The organism is Polaromonas sp. P3_B1 (assembly GCF_056402935.1).
On record NZ_JBFUGK010000004.1, the window covers coordinates 20,671 to 38,174 of the forward strand.

Sequence of the window (17,504 nt, forward strand, 5' to 3'; positions counted from 1 at the left end):
CTTTTTTACGTCAAGCCGAAAGGCGTTTTAGCGCCAGTGGTGGTGGCCGTAGCCCCGGCTGTAACCGAAGTTCAGCGACAGGCCGATGGGCGGGTAGTAGGGCGCGTAGTAAGGCCGGGGATAGTAAGCCGGGTACACCACGGGCTGCACATAAGCCGGCTGCACATACGTGGTGGATTGCTCGACGTAGGCCGGCTGCACGGGGATGGGCTGGCTGTAGGCCTGGGGCTGGGGCGCGGACTGGAAGGTCTGCGGCGCGGGCGCCATGGCGCCTACCGGCGTGACCTGCAGGCGCACGTACTGGCCGGGGTCGGTGGCCATCTGGGTGCTGTATTGCGTGCCCTGGTATTCATAGACCACGTTGTAGTGGCTGGGGCGGTTCTCGTAGTAGGTCTGCGTCGTGCATTGCTGCATGTTCTGGACCTGCTGGTTGTTGCCCTCGATGCGATCGCCGATCATGGCGCCGCCGACCAGGCCGATCACCGTCGCGACTGCACGGCCGCCGCCGTTGCCGATGGCATTGCCGGCTGCGCCGCCGGCCAGTGCGCCCATCAAGGCGCCCGCGCCGGAATTGGGGCTTTGCGTGATGACCGGCTGGTTGGTGCACACCTGGCGCGGCACGGCAACCTGTTGCACCACCGGTGTGCTGGAAATCACCCGCGCCAGGATGTCCATGGCGGAGGCGGGTACGGCGGCAAGGCCTGCAGCTGCGGCGACGGTGGAAAGGATGAGTGCTTTTTTCATGGTTAAACCCTTTTCAGCAATTGGCTGAATTTGCGCTGCCCGGCGGTGCTCCCGTGGTGCGGGCTGCGGCTGGACGGCTACTGCGATTTTAGTAAGTCAGAGTCGTTTTGGGGCGCGGAGTTCGGTAAATCGGCTGTAAAGGTTTGGCAGGCAGGCCCCGTGGGGAGGTAAAGGGAGGTAAAGCACGTCAAAACCGGCCGAAAACGTGAATAACACCTATTTTGTGGAGGCTGCAAAGGAGGCTGCAAATGCGCCGGCGGTAACAAATTCTTAACCGTTAAACCCGCTGCGCCCAGGCCGCCGCATCAAAGCCGACCGTGATGCCCTTGCCCCAGTCCACCACGGGCCGCTTGATCACGCTGGGGTTGGCCAGCATCAAGGCCTGGGCGCCGGCGCTGTCGGTCGCGCCGGCCTGCGCGGCTTCGTCCAGCTTGCGCCAGGTCGTGCCCTTGCGGTTGAGCAGGGTTTCCCAGCCGGCGGCCTGGGCCCAGCGCGCCAGCTGCTCGGGCGGCACGCCCTGTTTTTTGAAGTCATGGAACTGGTATTCGACGCCGTGCCCAGTGAGCCAGTCGCGGGCTTTTTTGACGGTGTCGCAATTGGGGATGCCGTAGAGAATGATCATGCGAAGATTCTGGCAGATGTGGGAAAAAGGGTGTGAAGCAGGGTGTGGAAGAGGGTGCGCCAGCAGGCGAACTGCGGGGCTGGAATAATCAAACGGCGCCGGCCCCCTGGCCGGCCCTCTGTCCGCATCCACACTTCACGGAACATTCATGACCGCTGCTTCGGCCAAGCCCACCGCATCCGCATCCGCACCTGCATCCGCATCCCCGCTGTATCCGCCCATAGAACCCTTTCGCACCGGCGTCATGGAAACCGGCGACGGCCATTCGATCTACTGGGAGCTGTGCGGCAACCCCAAGGGCAAACCGGCGGTGTTTCTGCACGGCGGCCCGGGCGCGGGCTGCTCGCCCGAGCATCGCCGCCTGTTCGACCCCGAGCGCTACTGCGTGCTGCTGTTCGACCAGCGCGGCTGCGGCCGCTCACGCCCCGCCGCCTCGCTGGACAACAACACGACCTGGCACCTGGTGGCCGACATTGAGCGCCTGCGCATCCTGCTGGGCGTGGAGCGCTGGCTGGTGTTCGGCGGCTCCTGGGGCAGCACGCTGGCCCTGGCCTATGCCGAGGCGCATCCGGCCCGGGTGTCGGAACTCATACTGCGCGGCATCTTCGCGCTGCGGCGCGCCGAGGTGCTGTGGTACTACCAGGAAGGGGCCTCCTGGCTCTTCCCCGACCTGTGGGAAGCTTTTCTCGCGCCGATTCCCGAAGCCGAGCGCGGCGACCTGATGGCCGCCTACCGCAAACGCCTGGTCGGCAGCGACAGGGCGGCGCAACTGGAAGCCGCTCGCGCCTGGAGCCTCTGGGAGGGCCAGACCATCACGCTGCTGCCCGACCCGGCCTTCACCGAGCTGCACGGCGGCGACGATTTTGCGCTGGCGTTTGCGCGCATCGAAAACCATTACTTCGTGCACGCCGGCTGGCTGGAAGAAGGCCAGCTGATCCGCGATGCGCACAAGCTGGCCGGCATTCCCGGCGTGATCGTGCAGGGCCGCTACGACGTGGCTACGCCGGCCAAAACCGCCTGGGATTTGCACCGCGCCTGGCCCGAGGCCGATTTCCAGCTGGTCGCGGATGCCGGTCATGCTTTTAGCGAGCCGGGCATCCAGCAAAGGCTGGTGGCGGCGACGGACCGCTTCGCTCGCTGAACGGGGGTATTCCAGCTTTGCGACAATGCGGGCCTGTATGGAACAACCGCAACTCACAACTCTCGACGACTGGCTGGCCTACTGCGAGCACCTGCACCCCGTGGGCATAGACATGGGGCTGACGCGCATCAGCGCCGTCGCCAAACGCATGGGCCTGGCCTTTGACTGCCCCATCATCACGGTGGCCGGCACCAACGGCAAAGGCTCGACCTGCGCCATGCTCGAAGCCATCCTGCTGCAGGCCGGCTACCGCACCGGCGTCTTCACCTCGCCGCACCTGGTGCATTTTGAAGAGCGTTGCCGCGTGCGCGGCGACATCGTGAAGGCGGCCGAGCTGGTGGCCCAGTTCGCGCGCGTTGAGGCGGCCCGCACACAGGGCGGCGATGCGATTTCGCTAACTTACTTTGAATTCACCACCCTGGCCATCCTGCAACTGCTGGCCGATGCCAAGCTGGACGTGGTGATCCTGGAGGTTGGCCTGGGCGGGCGGCTGGATGCCGTCAACATGCTGGACGCCGATTGCGCGGTGATCACCAGCATAGACCTGGACCACATGGAATACCTGGGGCCCGACCGCGAAAGCATAGGCCGCGAAAAAGCCGGCATCATGCGCGCCGGCAAGCCTGTCATCGTGAGCGACCCCATGCCACCGCAAAGCATTGTTGATCATGCCGCCGCAACAGGCGCTGACTTGTGGCGCTTCGGCACGGATTTCAATTTCTCGGGCGACAAGCAGCAGTGGGGCTGGGCAGGGCGCGGGCGCAGGTATGCCGGGCTGGCTTATCCGGCACTGCGCGGCGCCAACCAGCTGGTCAATGCCTCGGGCGTGCTGGCGGCGCTGACGGCCGTGCGCGACCGGCTGCCGGTGACGGCCCAGGCGGTGCGCAACGGCCTGTCCATGGTTGAGCTGCCGGGCCGCTTCCAGATCGTGCCCGGTCAGCCCACGCTGGTGCTGGACGTGGCGCACAACCCGCACTCGGTCGCCGCGCTGGCCGAAAACCTTGACGCCATGGGCTTTTATCCCTGCACCCACGCGGTGTTCGGAGCCATGGCCGACAAGGACCTGGCCCCCATGCTGGCGCGGGTCGGGCCGCTGATCGACAAGTGGTATTTCACCGATTTGCCGACGCCGCGGGCCGCCACGGCGGCCGATTTGCAGGCTCGCTGGACGGCGGCCAACACCCGGCCTGACGCCTCGGCCGGCAGCTACACGAGCCCCGAAGCGGCGCTGCAGGCGGCGGTCAAGGCCGCGACCCCCGCTGATAGAATCGTCGTGTTCGGCTCGTTCTACACGGTGGGCGGTATTTTGAAGGACGGCGTACCGCGTCTTTCGGCCCCGCACCTGGCCAGCTAAGCCGCGCACACCGGCCCGGCCGGGTGTTCCGCAGGACCTGGAGCCCGCGTCCACCGTTAACGTCACCCCTTATCGGATTCAAGCCAACCATGCCGTTTTTCAACTTCCGCCGGGGCGGCTCCAACACTGCCCCCAATGCCGGGCCAGCCGCTCAACCGGAAAGCGTGGAAGTGATGCGCAAGCGCGCCAAACACCGGCTGATCGGCTCGGCCGTGCTGGTGCTGATCGGCGTGGTGGGCTTCCCGCTGCTGTTTGACACCCAGCCCAGGCCGATTCCGGTCGACATTCCTATCGAAATTCCCGGCAAGGGCGCCGTCAAGCCGCTGGCGGTGCCGGCTGCAACGGCTCCGGCGCCAGCGGCGTCCGCCGCCGCACCGGCCGAAAGAGTGGCCGCCAACGCCAGCCTGGCGCCCAAGGAAGAAATCCTGCCGTCCAAGCCTGCCGCCGTCGCTTCTGCCGCATCTGCGCCGGTAGCCGCCAAGCCAGAGGCCACACCCAAGCCCAAACCCGAGGCCAAACCGACGCCCAAGCCTGAGCCAAAACCGGCCGCAAAACCCGAACCCAAGCCCGTCGCCAATGCCGACGCTGCCCGCGCCAGCGCGCTGCTCAATGGCACGACGCCGCCGGCCGCCAAACCGTCCGCCGCCGAGGCCGACGGCCGGTTCGTGGTCCAGGTGGGTGCGTTCTCCGACGTCACCAAGGCACGCGAAGCACGCCTGAAGGTGGAAAAAGCGGGGCTCAAAACCTATACGCAAGTGGCTGAGACCAAGGACGGCAAGCGCATACGGGTCCGCGTGGGCCCCTTTGCCAGCAAGGCCGAGGCTGAAAAAGCGGCCGTGAAAATCAAGACCCTTGATTTGCCGGCCGCCATCCTGACCTTGTAAGAAGCAACGAAGTAACGCGGTTAGCAGATTCGTGGCGGCTGTCGACTGGATTTTGCTGGGGGTGCTGGTTTTTTCCATGCTGCTGGGCGCATGGCGCGGGTTGGTGTACGAGGTGTTGTCGGTGCTGGGCTGGGTGGTGTCGTTTTTTGTGGCGCAATGGTTTGCGCCTGACCTGGCCGCCCGATTGCCCGTGCAGTCGGCCGCCGACCCGGTGCGTTATGCGGCCGCCTTTGTGCTGATCTTTATCGCTTCGGTGTTCGCGGCGGGGCTGCTGGCATTTCTGCTCAAGAAGCTGGTGGCCGCGGTCGGCCTGGCGCCTGTGGACCGCGTGCTGGGCGCGGCGTTTGGCGTGTTGCGCGGTGTGGTGTTGTTGCTGGCCGCGACGGTTGTGATCGACATGACGGCGCTGAAGACCAGCGAGTGGTGGCGGGAATCGAAAGGCGCGCCGGTGTTGGCGGCCACGCTCAAAGCCATCAAGCCGGTGTTGCCCGAACAGTTTGCGAAATATTTAACCTAACTTTGAAGAGTCAACTCATCATGATCGGAACACCATGTGCGGGATAGTCGGCGTCGTCAGCAAAGCCCCCGTCAACCAGCTCATCTATGACGGCCTGCTGCTGTTGCAGCATCGCGGCCAGGATGCGGCGGGCATCGTCACGCAGCAGGGGCGCAAGTTCTACATGCACAAGGCCAAGGGCATGGTGCGCGACGTGTTCCGCACGCGCAACATGCGCGCGCTGCCGGGCACGGTGGGCCTGGGCCAGGTGCGCTACCCCACGGCCGGCAACGCCTACAGCGAGGACGAGGCCCAGCCGTTTTACGTCAATGCGCCCTTCGGCCTGGTGCTGTCGCACAACGGCAACCTGACCAACGCGGCCGAACTCAAGGCTGAGCTCTTCAACACCGACCATCGCCACATCAACACCGAGAGCGACTCCGAAGTGCTGCTCAACGTGCTGGCGCATGAGCTCGAAAAAACCACGCGCGGCCTGCCGCTCAAGCCCGTCGACGTGTTCGCCGCGGTGCGCGGCGTGCACAAGCGCGTCAAGGGCTCTTACGCCGTCGTCGCGCTGATCGCCGGCCACGGCCTGCTGGCGTTTCGCGACCCCTTCGGCATTCGCCCGCTGTGCATAGGCCGTGGCCAGAACGAGGGCGGCGACACCGTCATGGTGGCCAGCGAATCGGTGGCGCTGGAAGGCACCTCGCACCAGTTCGAGCGCGACATCGCGCCGGGCGAAGCCGTGTACGTGGACATGGAAGGCGTGGTGCATGCCGAGCAGTGCGCGCCCAATGCCAAGCTCAATCCCTGTATCTTCGAATTCGTCTACCTGGCGCGGCCCGACTCGGTGCTGGACGGCATCTCGGTTTACCAGGCACGGCTGAACCTCGGCGAGACGCTGGCCAAGCGCGTGGTCTCCACCGTGCCGCCCAGCGAGATCGATGTGATCATCCCGATCCCCGAATCCAGCCGCCCCAGCGCCACACAGCTGGCGCACCTGCTGGGCATTCCTTACCGCGAAGGCTTCGTCAAGAACCGCTACGTGGGCCGCACCTTCATCATGCCGGGGCAGGGCGTGCGCAAGAAATCGGTGCGCCAGAAGCTCAACGTGATCGCCAGCGAGTTCAAGGGCCGCAACGTGCTGCTGGTCGATGACTCCATCGTGCGCGGCACCACCAGCCGCGAGATCGTGCAGATGGCGCGCGACGCCGGCGCCAAAAAGGTCTACCTGGCCAGCGCCGCGCCGCCCGTGCGTTTTCCCAACGTCTACGGCATCGACATGCCCACGCCGGGTGAGCTTGTCGCGCACGGCCGCACCGTTGAAGAGATCCGTGAAGTGATCGGTTGCGACGCGCTGATCTACCAGGACGTGGACGGCATGAAACGCGCCATCGGCTCGCTCAACGCCAATCTCGACGGCTTTGACGCTTCCTGCTTTGACGGCGTTTACATCACGGGCGACGTCACGGCCGAAACCATTGCCGCGATGAACTCGCAGCGCGCCGACACCGCCGAAAAAATCGGTGAGGACAGCGACGTCGACGTCTCCCGCCTGGCGCTGCCCAACCCGCAAGAAGCCTGAGTTTGAGCATGACCAGCAAAAGAAAACTGCCCGACAACCTGCACCGCGACACGCTGGCCGTGCGCGTCGCGCTGGAGCCCAGCCAGCATGGCGAAAACTCCGAAGCGCTGTACCTGACCAGCGGCTTTGTGCAGCCCGACGCCGAAACCTCGGCGCAGCGTTTTGCCAACCCGACGGAAGGCTATACCTACGGCCGCACCTCCAACCCCACGGTCACCAGCTTTGAGCGCCGCCTCGCCGCGCTCGAAGGCACGGAAGCGGCCATAGGCGCTTCGACCGGCATGGGCGCCATCCTGATGATGTGCATGGGCCTGCTCAAGGCCGGCGACCATGTGATCTGCTCGCGCTCCATGTTCGGCTCGACCATCGCCCTGATAGGTCGCGAGTTCGGCAAATTCGGCGTGGAAACCACCTTCGTTTCGCAGACCGACATCAGCGAGTGGAAGGCCGCCCTGCGTCCCGGCACCAAGCTGCTGTTCGCCGAAACGCCGACCAACCCGCTGACTGAAGTGTGTGATATCCGCGCGCTGGCCGACCTGGCGCACAGCGTGGGCGCGCTGCTCGCGGTCGACAACTGCTTTTGCTCGCCGGCCCTGCAACGCCCCGTTGAGTTCGGCGCCGACCTGATCATGCACTCCGGCACCAAGTACCTGGACGGCCAGGGCCGCGTGATGGCCGGTGCGCTGTGCGGCCCGTCCAAACTGATCGTCGACGTGTTCGGCCCGATTGTGCGCACCGCCGGCATGACGCTGGCACCCTTCAACGCCTGGGTTGTGCTCAAGGGGCTGGAGACGCTGGGCATACGCATGCAGGCCCAGAGCGCCAATGCGCTGGCCGTCGCGCAGTGGCTGGAGACCCAGCCCGCCGTCAAGCGCGTCTACTACCCGGGCCTGGCCTCGCACCCGCAACACGAACTGGCCATGCGCCAGCAGTCGGGGCGTGGCGGCGCGGTGCTGTCCTTCGACGTGCGTGGCGACACGCCCGAAGCGGCGCGCGCCAACGCCTTCCAGGTCATCAACAGCACGCAGGTGCTCAGCATCGCCACCAACCTGGGCGACACCAAGACCATCATCAGCCACTCGGCCACCACCTCGCACGGGCGCCTCAGCGAAGAGCAGCGCCAGGCCGCCGGCATAGGCCAGGGCCTGGTTCGCGTGGCCGTCGGGCTGGACCACGTGGACGACATCAAGGCCGACCTTTCCCGCGGCCTGGACCGCATCGCATGACAGCTCAAATGACGCAAAAGACCCGCACCCGCTTCGCCCCTTCACCGACCGGCTTTATCCACCTCGGCAACATCCGCTCCGCGCTCTACCCGTGGGCCTTTGCCCGCGCCACCGGCGGCGACTTCATCCTGCGCATCGAGGACACCGACGTGGAGCGCTCCAGCCAGGAGGCCGTCGACGTGATCATCGAAGGCATGCGCTGGCTGGGCCTGAACCACGACGAAGGCCCCTTCTTCCAGATGCAGCGCATGGACCGCTACAAGGCCGTGCTCGCGCAGATGCGCGCTGACGGCCTGGTCTACCCCTGCTACATGAGCGTGGCCGAGCTCGACGCCCTGCGCGAAAAGCAGATGGCCGCGAAGGAAAAACCGCGCTACGACGGCACCTGGCGCCCCGCGCCCGGCAAGACCCTGCCGCCCGTGCCCGAAGGCGTGCAGCCGGTGCTGCGCTTCATGAACCCGCAGGGCGGCAGCGTGGTCTGGGACGACAAGGTCAAGGGCCGCATCGAGATCAGCAACGACGAACTCGACGACCTGGTCATTGCGCGCCCCGACGGCACGCCGACCTACAACTTCTGCGTGGTGGTTGACGACATCGACATGGGCATGACCCATGTGATTCGCGGCGACGACCACGTCAACAACACGCCGCGCCAGATCAACATCTTCAGGGCCCTGGGCAAGGAGCCGCCGGTCTACGCCCATTTGCCCACCGTGCTCAACGAGCAGGGCGAAAAACTCAGCAAGCGCAACGGCGCCAAGCCGGTGACGCAGTACGCTGCCGAAGGTTATTTGCCCGACGCCATGGTCAACTACCTGGCGCGCCTGGGCTGGAGCCACGGCGACGACGAAATCTTCAGCCGCGAACAGTTCATCGCCTGGTTCAACCTGGACCACCTGGGCAAGAGCGCCGCGCAGTTCGACGAAGCCAAGCTGCGCTGGGTCAATGCCCAGCACCTCAAGGCCATGCCTGATGACAAGCTGGCCGAAGCGGTCGTTCCCTTTCTCGCCGCGCAAGGCGTCACGGGCCAGGACACGGCCTGGATCGCGCGCGGCTGCGGCCTGTTCAAGGACCGCTGCAGCACGCTGGTGGAACTGGCCGGCTGGCTGCAACGCCTGGTCACGGGCGGCCAGCCCAGCGCCGAAGACCTGGCCACACATGTGACCGAGGCCGTGCGCCCGGCGCTCGCCAAACTCGCCGACGCCCTGGGCAGCGCCGAGTGGAGCAAGCCGGCGATTTCCGCGGCCATCAAGCAGGTGCTGGCCGACACGGGCCTGAAGATGCCGCAGCTCGCCATGCCGGTGCGCGTGCTGGTGCTGGGCACGCCGCAAACCCCTTCGCTGGACGCGATTCTGGAGCTCATGAAACGCGAAGATGTGGTGTCCCGGCTCAAGCTTGTTTGAAGATTTGAAAAAGCCTGAATTTTCGGGCTATAATTCAAGGCTCGACACAATTGCAGGGCAACTTGCAATGGCTTGAAGGGGGTATAGCTCAGCTGGGAGAGCGCTTGCATGGCATGCAAGAGGTCAGCGGTTCGATCCCGCTTACCTCCACCAAAGTTTGTCGCGAAGAATTTGAGAGTTTGTGCGGTCCTTGTGTCACAGCAGGGCCCGTTCCGGAAGTTCCAAGGTTTTGACCCCATCGTCTAGAGGCCTAGGACATCACCCTTTCACGGTGAGTACCGGGGTTCGAATCCCCGTGGGGTCGCCAGCATTCATCACGCCTCGCGCGTGATGCCCAAGGCGCAAGTTGACAACCGCCGTCCCGCAAGGGCAGGCGACTTGGCTCGAAAGAGCGAATGTTGTCACTACCAGGAGTGGTAGTTCAGTTGGTTAGAATACCGGCCTGTCACGCCGGGGGTCGCGGGTTCGAGTCCCGTCCACTCCGCCAAATCCGAAAGGGCCTGCAAGATTTCTTGCAGGCCCTTTTCCTTTTTCAGCCCCCTTGTCCTGACGGCGTCCCGGATTTTCAGTAAGCGGCTGCGCAAGTCAGGTTGACGGCCTTGCTTCCACGCCATTGGACTCGGCGCCTTGTGCGAAACTTCACCCCTCGTCGCGTTAGCCGATGCGGCGAACAACAAGCCATTTGAAGGGGGATCTCGGTCCATGGCAGGTTTTCTCACCGACGAGCGGCGTGCCCGCAGCCTGGCACGGGGGCCGGGCGTGATCGAGCGCCAGTTGCGCATCCTGCGGGCACACCGTGAGGCCGCTGCACAGCCCCAGTCTGTGGACTTCGGCTTCGCCACCAATGACGAGCGCAAGGCCGGGCAACTGGCAGCGGAGTTGAGCCGGCTGGGTCATCAAGCCCAAGCAAGGCCCGCTACCGGCTACCTGGCTCCCTGGAGCAGCCAGCACCTGGAACATCCGACCTGGATCACCGCCGCGCGCTCGGCACCGTTGACCCTGCAAGAGGCGGCCCTGTCGCAGTGGGTGGCGGCCATGCAGGTGTTGGGCGAGACGCATGACAGCGAGTTCACGCACTGGCGCTGGCCTGCGCCTGATCTGCTGGCCCGCAATGATGATTACTGCCTGACGGTCGACCCATTCGATGGGCACCTGGACCTGACGATGTACCGCTGGACTGCCGCGACAGAGGCGGCACTCCTTGAAAACGCGGTGGACTGCGTCAGCCCCGGAAACGGTATCGAAAGCCTCAAGGTGCTGGCCCGGCACGCCCATCAAATCCGAAAACTGAGAAGTCCGTCGGACAACGTGTCGCTCACCGATCTGCCCGTGCTGCATGAACTGGAGGAGATCTACCTGCCCAGTGCTCCGCCAGCGCATGGGGACTATCGCCTGCTCCCAAAACTGAAAGCATTCTCTTGCCTGGACGCCGAAACCTTGTCGCCGCAAAGCCTGCAGCACCCCGGCCTGCGAAGCCTGAGGCTCTACCGCCCACGCAAACTCAAGAGCTTGAATGCGCTGGCACCCTGCAGCCAACTCCAGTCGCTGCAGTTTCGTGGCGCGCCTCTGGCGAATCTCGCCGGCATTGAAAGCTTGCGCCAGTTGCACACCCTGAGGCTGGGGCACAGCCGCAGCCTGAGCGACATATCCGCCCTCACCACCCTGGAAGGGCTGGAGGTACTGGAGATGTTCAAGGCCCCCAAGCTCACGGCACTGCAAGCAGTCGAAGGCCTGAAGAGCTTGCGCTGGATTTTTATGCATGGCGCGGCGGGGTCGGTTGACAGCTTCGGCGCTCTGAAGCGATGGCCGCATTTGCAAAGCGGCGAGTTGCTGCTGCCGGCAACCCAGGTGGACTGGGCCGCGCTCGCCAACCATCACGAAGTTGCCCAGCTCGTGCTTTACACGCAGCCTGGCGTCGCCTTGCCCGACGAAGCGCGGCTACGAACGGAGTTGGCAGCACACGGCCGACACGTGCGCAGTTTGCGGCTATACCCCAAGGGCGAATGCCCGGCTGTGGACGTGACCTTCGAGTCGCCTTACTGGCGACTGCCCGAACCGCCGGCGGGCCACCACAGGACCGTGGTGAACTAGCTTCAACCCGCCAAGGTTCTGGGGCTGCTTGGGGCCGAACTCGGGTGTTCGCGGCCGGTCTTCCTGATGACCGCTCAGCGACAGTCGCGGGCAACAGGGCTCGCTGGTATCAAAGGTAACGAGGCGCCCCGAACTGGAGCGCTTTGGCGCGCTTCGGTCATAATGAGAATAATTCCCATCTACGACGCGCGCGCCTGGTCAGCCACCGCCACATCTCGTCTGCCGCTTGGAGGGGTTCGTCACTTCCCATGGCAATGACCGACCTGTGCTTGAGCGCTATTACCAAGAACTGCTGAACTTCTGTTCCCGCACGCTGCGTAACCGCGATGCCGCGGCCGATATCGTGCAGGAGAGCTATGCGCGTGTGCTGGCGGTGCAGCATTCCGGCCAGGCTGTGCCCGAGCCACGTGCGCTGCTGTATCGCACAGCGCGCAACCTGCAGATCGACCAGCACCGCCGCAGCGAGGTGCGCGGCGAGGCGTTGCATCCGGATGCCGAAGGATGGACTGACGAAATTGACGGCCTCGCGGCACCGCAGGCCAGTGAGCCCGACGCGGCCGCTTCTTCCGCTCAGGGCGTGGATGCCTTGCTGGCCACCATAGACGCCCTGCCTTTGCGCTGCCGCGAAGCTTTTATCCTGCACAAGTTCGACGGCCTGCCGCATGCGGAGGTGGCCGAACTGATGGGCATCTCGCGAAAAATGGTGGAGCAGCACATCAAGCTGGCCATGGATGCTTGCAGGCGATGCAGGGATGCGCTGGATGGAATGCCCGCCGCGGCCCCTCTGCCGAAATTACGAAGAAGAAAACCCGCCCACGAATGAGTTTGTATGCATCCTTATTTTTCCGGCCTAGGGTTTTGGCGGGCTCGTGCGTCTACATCCAAGAGCCGATCAAAGAGCTGACAAGCACGCCATGAACAAACCGCCGCCAGCCCACCCGCCAGCCGCACCGCCCACACAAACCGACGAAGCGGCGCTGGACTGGTTCGTCCGGCGTGCCGGCGGGCCGTTCGAAGCGGCGGACGAGGCCGGGTTCCAAGCCTGGCTCGCGGCGGACTCCGCCCATCGCGCGGCTTTTGCGCGCCATCAGGACGACTGGCGCGCCCTCGACGCCGTGCCGGCAGACGGCCTGCGCACGCTGAGGCAGAACCTCGCCGATGACAAGGCCGCTGCCCATGCCGCGCCACGCCCGCGCGCCTGGTGGCGTGGGCTTGCTGCCTGGGCGCCGCAAGCCGCACTGGCCGCCGTGGCGCTGATGGTGTCTTGCGGCGGCTACCTGGCCTGGAATGTCTGGCAGCAGCAGGCCCTGTTCACGCAGACTTTTGCCACCGCGCGCGGCCAGCAGCTGGAAGTGAGCTTGCCCGAAGGCAGCCGCCTGCGGCTGGACACGCTGAGCACCGCCGAGGTGGCGATTTACCGCGGGCGCCGCGAGGTCCGCCTGCCGCAGGGCCAAGCGATGTTCCAGATCGCCGGTGATGCGGCGCGACCCTTCGACGTGCTGGCCGGCCCCTTGCGCATCACGGTGGTCGGCACGCGCTTTTCGGTGCGCTACACGCCGGGCATGCCGGGCCAGGCGGGCGTGCAGGTTGCCGTGGAGGAAGGGCGGGTGCGTGTGGCGCGGGCCGCTCGTTCGACAAGCGATACAACGGTCGAACTCCTTGCCGGCCAGCAAATCACCAGCGACATGACGGGCCTGCTGGGCGCCGTCTCCGCCGTTCCCGCCGCGGGTGTCGCGCCCTGGCGTGAAAGCCGCGTGAGCTTTGACGACACGCCGCTGGACCAGGCCCTGGCCGAGTTCGAGCGCTACGGCCCGGTGCACCTGAGCGTGCGCGAGCCGGCCGTCGCCGCGTTGCGTGTCACCGGCACCTTTGATCCGCGCCGGCTCGATAATTTCGCCCGCATCCTGCCGCAGGTTTTGCCGGTCCGGTTGCGCGAGCAGGGCGGCGAGGCCGAGATCGTGCCCGCCGGTCATTGATCCCGGCTAATCCTGGCCAATTTCGCGGCGCAAAAAAACTTTGCGCGCGACCTAGGGTTTCCCAAAGCCCATGCGTCTACTTGAGAAGGATTCTTATTTACCCCTTCTTCGGAGATTTGCACGCATGCCTCGTTCCCGCTTCCACCTGCCCCCTTTGGCCCTGGCTTTGGCCCTGGGCAGCACGGTGGTTTATTCCCAAGTCTCTCAAAGCGCGGCCGGCGCGCGAGTCGCCACGCCCATGCAGATCAGCATCGCTGCACAGCCCCTGGCCCAGGCACTTAACACCCTGGCGCAGCAGGCCGGGCTGGAGCTGATGGTGGAGCCCGCGCTGGTCGCGGGCAAGACGGCGCCCGCGGTGTCCGGCCGGCTGACGCCACAGCAGGCGCTGGACCAACTGCTGGCCGGCAGCCAGTTGGCGGCGAGCGTGGACGGCCATGTGTTTGTTGTGAAAGCGACTTCGGGCACGGCAGGGACATCGGGCGCGTCGACTCTGCCGGTGGTGACCGTGACGGCCGGCGCCGAACAGGAAACGGCGACCAGCGGCGGCAAGGGCTATGTTGCCAAACGCAGCGCCGCCGGCTCCAAGACCGACACGCCCATCATCGAGACGCCCCAATCCATCTCGGTGATCACCAAGCAGCAGCTCGAAGACCAGAAGCCGCGCAGCGTTCCCGAAGCCCTGAACTACTCGCCCGGTGTGTTCACCGGGCTGGTCGGTTCTTCCAACCGCTACGACTACGTGGCCCTGCGCGGCTTCAAGGACAGCAGTGTGGACAGCACGCTGCTCGACGGCCTGCGCATGCTCAGCGACCAAGGCAGCTACACCTCCATGCAGGTCGACCCGTACTTCCTCGAGCGCATCGACGTGGTGCGCGGCCCGGCCTCGGTGCTTTACGGCCGCGCATCGCCGGGTGGCCTGGTCGCGCTGACCAGCACGATGCCGCAGTACCAGCCGCATCGGGAGGTGCAGCTCACGTTGGGCAACCGCAACCGCGGCGAAGCCGCTGTCGATCTCTCAGGCCCCATCGATAAGGACGGCGTGATGGCGTTTCGCCTGACGGCGCTGTCGCGCTCGCTGGACTCGCAGTTCAACACCGTCAAGGAAGAGCGCCAGGCGCTGGCCGCGTCCCTGGCGATCAACCCGTCCACCGACACGCGCTTATTGCTGCAGGCCTATCTGCAGGACGATCCCAATGGCAGCTACCACAGTGGGGTGCCGGCGGACGGCAGCCTCAATGCAAGCCACAACGGCCGACTGATCTCGCGCTATTTCTTTGATGGGGACGCTAGCGTCGAGAAATACCAGCGCAACCAGCGCTTCCTCGGCTACCAGTTCGAGCATGCCTTCAGCGACGCCTTGAAGTTCCGCCAGAACTTCCGCCACGTGCGGGCCGACACCACGCTGCGCCAGATCTACGGCTACGGCTGGGCCAGCGCCAACGAGCTGACGCGCTACTACTCGGGCGCCAACGAATCAACACGCGGCAACACCATAGACAACCAGCTTGAAGGCCGCTTCCAGACGGGCGCGCTCAAGCACACCGTGTTGGCCGGGCTGGACTACCAGAAGCGCCGCGTCAGCGGCAGCTGGGAATCGGGCAGCGCGCTGCCCATCAATGTGTTCAGCCCGAGCTACGGCGCCCCGGGCTTGACCGGCGTGACCAGCGACCCGATAGACCGCAAGCTGGAGCAGACCGGCCTTTACCTGCAAAACCAGACCGAGCTGGACCGCTGGCGCTTCACCCTGGGCGGCCGCATGGACTGGGCCAAGGCCTCCAACCAGTACGGCACCGGCAACCCGGCCCAGTGGAGCGGCTCCAAGTTCACCAAGCGTGCGGGAGTCGTCTACCTCTTCGACAACGGTGTTGCACCCTATGTGGGCTACTCGGACGGCTTCAACCCCAGCCTGCGCAACGACAGGCAGGGCAACAACCTGGCGCCCGCCGAGACCAAGCAACTGGAGGTCGGCATACGCTACCAGCCCAAGGACTCCAACACCTTGCTGTCGGCGGCGGTCTACGAGCTGTCGCAAAAAAATGTCGCTACGCGCCCGGTAGGCGCCACGTATTTCGAGCCCACCGGCAAGGTGCGCTCGCGCGGCCTGGAGCTGGAGGCCCGCTCGCAGCTGAGCCGCAGCGTGTCTGTGCTTGCGAGCTACACCTACACCGACATGAAGTTCACCGAGTCCTCGGACGGCTTCACCGGAAAAACGCCCTACCAGGCGCCGCGCCACATGGCCGCGCTCTGGGGCGACTGGAACTTCTCTCCGGGCTACACCGCGGGCGCGGGCGTGCGCTACGTGGGATCGAGCTGGGCCGACAACGCCAACAGCCTCAAGGTGCCGCCCTACACGCTGGTGGACCTGATGCTGCGCGTCGACCTGGCCCAGCTGAACCCCTCGTTCAAGGGCGCCAACCTGCGCCTGGCCGTGAACAACCTTTTCGACAAGAGCTATGTGGCCTCCTGCCTGAGCCAGCAGTACTGCTACTGGGGCGACGCGCGCAGCGCCACCGCGACCGTGACCTACCAGTGGTAGGGCAGCGGTAGGGCCGTGTGAGGAAAAGCGGCTGGTGCAGCAACCGGCCGCGGGAATTCTTTTCGACCAACGTGGCGCGCCAACCCGGCGTGCCAGTCCATCAGGGAGTTGAGTGTAATGAACAAGAATATCTATGACTTTGTTGCGATCGGGCTGGGGCCTTTTAACCTGAGCCTGGCTTGCCTGGCCGAGCCCATCGCCGGCCTGAACGCGGTTTTCCTGGAACGCAACGCGGAATTCAACTGGCATCCCGGGATGCTGATCGACAACACCACGCTGCAAAACCCCTTCCTGGCCGACCTGGTCAGCCTGGCGGACCCGACGAGCTACTTCAGCTTCCTTAACTACTGCAAGGAAGAGGGGAAGATTTACTCCTACTACTTCCGCGAAAGTTTTTACCTCACGCGCGCCGAGTACAACGCCTACTGCCGCTGGGCGGCGGCGCGGCTGACCAAGGCGCGCTTCGAGTACGAGGTGCAGGAGATCGTGCACGACGCCGAGGCCGGCTGTTATGTGGTCACAGGCGTGCAGGGGCCGCAGCGCGAGCCCTTCATCATGCGCTGCCGAAAGCTGGTGCTGGGCGTGGGCTCCAAGCCCATGTTTCCCCCCTGCTGCGCACCCGACGGCCACCGCTACCTGCACACCGCCGACTACATCACCCGCAAGGCCGAGCTGCAGAAAAAACGCTCCATCACCATCGTCGGCAGCGGCCAGAGCGCGGCCGAGGTCTACCACGACCTGCTCAAGGAGGCTGAGGCGCACGATTACAGCCTGACCTGGATCACCCGCTCCTCGCGCTTCTTCCAGATGGAAACCACCAAGCTCACGCTGGAGATGTTCTCGCCGGACTACATCGACTATTTCTACCACCTCGACGACCGCAAGAAGGAACGCGTCATCCGCGCGCAGGACAGCCTGTACAAGGGCGTCAACGCCAGCCTGATCAACCAGATCTACGACCTGCTGGACGACAGGCGCAAGCAGGGGCCGCTGCGCACCCACCTGATCACCAACTGCGAGCTGCAGGGCTGCCGCTACGACGCGGGCAAGGGCTGCTACGAGATCGAATTCCGCCAGCTCGACTGCGAGGCGCGTTATGCGCACCGCAGCGAGGGCCTGGTCTTTGCCACCGGCTACCGCGAGAACATTCCGCCCTTCGTCGAGGGCATACGGCATCGCCTGCGCTGGGACGAGCAGGGGCGCTACCGGCTGGCTCGCAACTATGCGGCTGACTTCAACGGCGGCGAGATCTTTGTGCAGAACGCCGGCCAGCATACCCACGGCATGACCAACCAGGACCTGGGGATGAGCTGCTACCGCAACTCCTACATCCTGCGCGAGCTGACCGGCGTGGAGCACTACAAGATAGAGCGGCGCGTCGCGATTCAGGATTTCACCATTCCGTCCACCGCGGACTTTGTCCTGCTCTGAGGCTTGGGGCGCACG

Annotated in this window: 14 protein-coding genes and 3 tRNA genes; 15 read left to right on the forward strand and 2 right to left on the reverse strand. The window is 65.2% G+C overall.

Annotation, left to right across the window (positions count from 1 at the left end):
• Window positions 1–27: 27 nt before the first annotated feature.
• Together AC1DXS_RS03380 and AC1DXS_RS03385 are read right to left on the reverse strand one after the other, a co-directional pair.
• Entirely contained in the window at window positions 28–744 is a 717-nt protein-coding gene (locus AC1DXS_RS03380; protein ID WP_477736172.1) for a glycine zipper 2TM domain-containing protein, read from the reverse strand.
• A gap of 277 nt (window positions 745–1,021) precedes the next feature.
• A complete protein-coding gene (locus tag AC1DXS_RS03385; protein WP_477736173.1) occupies window positions 1,022–1,366 on the reverse strand; it encodes an ArsC family reductase in 345 nt (114 codons plus the stop codon).
• Between the two features lie 208 nt (window positions 1,367–1,574).
• On the opposite strand from AC1DXS_RS03385, the gene pip reads away from it, so the two are divergent.
• From pip to AC1DXS_RS03460, 15 genes are all read left to right on the forward strand, one after another.
• The gene (pip, locus tag AC1DXS_RS03390; RefSeq protein WP_477736306.1) at window positions 1,575–2,507 is read left to right on the forward strand and encodes a prolyl aminopeptidase; all 933 of its coding nucleotides are present in this window, start codon (window positions 1,575–1,577) and stop codon (window positions 2,505–2,507) included.
• Window positions 2,508–2,544: 37 nt separating this feature from the next.
• Window positions 2,545–3,861 (forward strand): bifunctional tetrahydrofolate synthase/dihydrofolate synthase, encoded by a 1,317-nt coding sequence (folC, locus tag AC1DXS_RS03395; protein WP_477736174.1) that lies wholly within the window; start codon window positions 2,545–2,547, stop codon window positions 3,859–3,861.
• 89 nt (window positions 3,862–3,950) lie between these two features.
• Window positions 3,951–4,745, forward strand: a complete 795-nt coding sequence (locus AC1DXS_RS03400; protein ID WP_477736175.1) for an SPOR domain-containing protein — start codon at window positions 3,951–3,953, stop codon at window positions 4,743–4,745.
• Window positions 4,746–4,776: 31 nt separating this feature from the next.
• Window positions 4,777–5,262 (forward strand): CvpA family protein, encoded by a 486-nt coding sequence (locus AC1DXS_RS03405; protein WP_477736176.1) that lies wholly within the window; start codon window positions 4,777–4,779, stop codon window positions 5,260–5,262.
• A 34-nt stretch (window positions 5,263–5,296) separates the two neighbouring features.
• The gene (gene purF, locus AC1DXS_RS03410) at window positions 5,297–6,826 is read left to right on the forward strand and encodes an amidophosphoribosyltransferase (RefSeq protein ID WP_477736177.1); all 1,530 of its coding nucleotides are present in this window, start codon (window positions 5,297–5,299) and stop codon (window positions 6,824–6,826) included.
• A gap of 8 nt (window positions 6,827–6,834) precedes the next feature.
• A complete protein-coding gene (locus AC1DXS_RS03415; RefSeq protein WP_477736178.1) occupies window positions 6,835–8,052 on the forward strand; it encodes an O-succinylhomoserine sulfhydrylase in 1,218 nt (405 codons plus the stop codon).
• A gap of 8 nt (window positions 8,053–8,060) precedes the next feature.
• On the forward strand, window positions 8,061–9,455 hold the full coding sequence (gene gltX, locus AC1DXS_RS03420; protein WP_477736307.1) for a glutamate--tRNA ligase: 1,395 nt from the start codon (window positions 8,061–8,063) through the stop codon (window positions 9,453–9,455).
• 77 nt (window positions 9,456–9,532) lie between these two features.
• Window positions 9,533–9,608: transfer RNA gene (locus tag AC1DXS_RS03425), tRNA-Ala, on the forward strand.
• A gap of 78 nt (window positions 9,609–9,686) precedes the next feature.
• A tRNA-Glu gene (locus tag AC1DXS_RS03430) sits at window positions 9,687–9,762 on the forward strand.
• A gap of 103 nt (window positions 9,763–9,865) precedes the next feature.
• A tRNA-Asp gene (locus AC1DXS_RS03435) sits at window positions 9,866–9,942 on the forward strand.
• A 140-nt stretch (window positions 9,943–10,082) separates the two neighbouring features.
• Entirely contained in the window at window positions 10,083–11,546 is a 1,464-nt protein-coding gene (locus tag AC1DXS_RS03440) for a leucine-rich repeat domain-containing protein (RefSeq protein ID WP_477736179.1), read from the forward strand.
• A gap of 265 nt (window positions 11,547–11,811) precedes the next feature.
• The gene (locus AC1DXS_RS03445; RefSeq protein ID WP_477736180.1) at window positions 11,812–12,369 is read left to right on the forward strand and encodes a sigma-70 family RNA polymerase sigma factor; all 558 of its coding nucleotides are present in this window, start codon (window positions 11,812–11,814) and stop codon (window positions 12,367–12,369) included.
• 91 nt (window positions 12,370–12,460) lie between these two features.
• Complete coding sequence (locus tag AC1DXS_RS03450) at window positions 12,461–13,522, forward strand: FecR family protein (RefSeq protein ID WP_477736181.1); 1,062 nt, start codon at window positions 12,461–12,463, stop codon at window positions 13,520–13,522.
• A gap of 124 nt (window positions 13,523–13,646) precedes the next feature.
• Window positions 13,647–16,058 (forward strand): TonB-dependent siderophore receptor, encoded by a 2,412-nt coding sequence (locus AC1DXS_RS03455; RefSeq protein WP_477736182.1) that lies wholly within the window; start codon window positions 13,647–13,649, stop codon window positions 16,056–16,058.
• Window positions 16,059–16,175: 117 nt separating this feature from the next.
• Window positions 16,176–17,489, forward strand: a complete 1,314-nt coding sequence (locus tag AC1DXS_RS03460) for a lysine N(6)-hydroxylase/L-ornithine N(5)-oxygenase family protein (RefSeq protein ID WP_477736183.1) — start codon at window positions 16,176–16,178, stop codon at window positions 17,487–17,489.
• The last annotated feature ends 15 nt before the right edge of the window (window positions 17,490–17,504 follow it).

Coding starts and splice junctions, on each gene's coding strand:
- AC1DXS_RS03380 (WP_477736172.1), bottom strand. CDS start 744: ATGAAAAAAGCACTCATCCTTTCCACCGTCGCCGCAGCTGCAGGCCTT.
- AC1DXS_RS03385 (WP_477736173.1), bottom strand. CDS start 1,366: ATGATCATTCTCTACGGCATCCCCAATTGCGACACCGTCAAAAAAGCC.
- folC (WP_477736174.1), top strand. CDS start 2,545: ATGGAACAACCGCAACTCACAACTCTCGACGACTGGCTGGCCTACTGC.
- AC1DXS_RS03400 (WP_477736175.1), top strand. CDS start 3,951: ATGCCGTTTTTCAACTTCCGCCGGGGCGGCTCCAACACTGCCCCCAAT.
- purF (WP_477736177.1), top strand. CDS start 5,297: ATGTGCGGGATAGTCGGCGTCGTCAGCAAAGCCCCCGTCAACCAGCTC.
- AC1DXS_RS03415 (WP_477736178.1), top strand. CDS start 6,835: ATGACCAGCAAAAGAAAACTGCCCGACAACCTGCACCGCGACACGCTG.
- gltX (WP_477736307.1), top strand. CDS start 8,061: ATGACGCAAAAGACCCGCACCCGCTTCGCCCCTTCACCGACCGGCTTT.
- AC1DXS_RS03450 (WP_477736181.1), top strand. CDS start 12,461: ATGAACAAACCGCCGCCAGCCCACCCGCCAGCCGCACCGCCCACACAA.
- AC1DXS_RS03455 (WP_477736182.1), top strand. CDS start 13,647: ATGCCTCGTTCCCGCTTCCACCTGCCCCCTTTGGCCCTGGCTTTGGCC.
- AC1DXS_RS03460 (WP_477736183.1), top strand. CDS start 16,176: ATGAACAAGAATATCTATGACTTTGTTGCGATCGGGCTGGGGCCTTTT.